Origin of the sequence: Streptococcus pluranimalium (genome assembly GCF_047785745.1) — a bacterium.
GTDB classification, from domain to species: Bacteria; Bacillota; Bacilli; order Lactobacillales; family Streptococcaceae; genus Streptococcus; species Streptococcus pluranimalium_B.
Window position 1 is genome coordinate 1 of sequence record NZ_JBLOJT010000182.1, and the last position, 1,550, is coordinate 1,550.

General features: G+C 39.1%; 1 protein-coding gene and 1 tRNA gene. Both read right to left on the reverse strand.

The window, feature by feature from the left end; all coding sequences use genetic code 11:
- Nucleotides 1–243: 243 nt before the first annotated feature.
- Nucleotides 244–1,125: a class II fructose-bisphosphate aldolase gene (locus ACMZ6U_RS10315; protein ID WP_160544643.1), complete on the reverse strand. Its 882-nt coding sequence runs from the start codon at nucleotides 1,123–1,125 to the stop codon at nucleotides 244–246.
- 237 nt (nucleotides 1,126–1,362) lie between these two features.
- Nucleotides 1,363–1,448: transfer RNA gene (locus ACMZ6U_RS10320), tRNA-Leu, on the reverse strand.
- Between the last annotated feature and the right edge of the window lie 102 nt (nucleotides 1,449–1,550).

The following is a 1,550-nucleotide window of genomic DNA, read 5'->3' on the forward strand; positions in this document are numbered from 1 at the left end:
TAAGAGACAGTCTAACAAAACCTGTATGATTTCAGTCACTGCTTTCAGAGTTTAAGCGTAGACATTGTTCATACTCAAAATAAACTCCACAAGGTCATATAGACTACTTCTACCGAACTAGAAAGCTTTTTTATCTATCCCCAACTAGCGGATAATACTGGAACTTAGCTATAGTTTTTTCATGTAAAAAATAAAAAATGGGTCTCTATTCGAAACCCATTTTATATTAATTTCTTCGTAAAATTACGCTTTGTTTGCTGATCCAAACACGTCAATACGTTCTTCAACAGCACCTTGGACAGCTTTCATACCATCTGCCAAGAATTTACGTGGATCGAAGAGTTTTTTAGCGTCATAACCAGCTTCGTCTGCATCGTAAGCACGTGAGAAGGCACGTGTAGCATTAGAGAAGGCAATTTGACTTTCAGTATTAACGTTAACTTTAGCAACACCAAGTCGAATAGCTTCTTGGATTTGCTCATCAGGAATACCTGAACCACCGTGAAGTACGATTGGGAATCCTGGTACAGCTTCTGTCAATTTCTTCAAGTGGTCAAGATCAAGACCTGTCCAGTTTTCTGGGTAAGGACCGTGGATGTTACCGATACCTGCAGCCAAGAAGTCAATTCCAGTTTCAACCATAGCTTTAGCATCTTCAACTGGTGCAAGTTCACCGCTACCAACGATACCATCTTCTTCACCACCGATTGTACCAACTTCAGCTTCTACAGAAACACCTTTCGCGTGAGCCAAAGCAACAACTTCTTTAGCTTTTTCAAGGTTTTCTTCGATTGGAAGATGTGAACCATCAAACATGATTGAAGTGTAACCAACTTCGATACACTCAAGTGCATCTTCGTAGTGACCGTGGTCAAGGTGAATAGCAACTGGCACAGTGATACCCATTGACTCTACAAGGTTCGCAATAAGTGATTGACATACTTTGTAACCACCCATGTATTTAGCAGCACCCATTGAAGTTTGAATAAGAACTGGAGCTTGTTTGCTTTCCGCCGCACGCAAGATAGCTTGTGTCCATTCAAGGTTGTTAGTGTTAAATCCACCTACAGCATAGCCGTTGTCACGAGCTGCTTGGACGAATTTTTCTGCTGAAACGATTGCCATTATAAAGGCCTCCTCTATATTTTTGGGGATTATTCCCCTTTACGTTCTATATTTTAGCATAAATAAGGCTAAAAAACCAGTTTTCTTCTAAGTTAAGCGTTTTCTTAATTGAAAGAATGAGAAATATATCACTTATTATCCCTCTATTTTATGGCTCATTGAATCATTTCGCTAGATTACTATTTAAATATTTTGAGCTGACAAAAGAAAAAACCAAGTCAATGACCTGGTTTACGATGCGGAAAGGGGGACTTGAACCCCCACGACCTAAAGCGGTCACAGGATCCTTAGTCCTGCGCGTCTGCCAATTCCGCCATTTCCGCTGTTCTTAACAACAAAAATTATTATATCAGCTGTTAAGAAATGTGTCAACACTATTTTTTATATTTTTTCAAAAATATCATTCGAAAGTGATAATGTCTTAT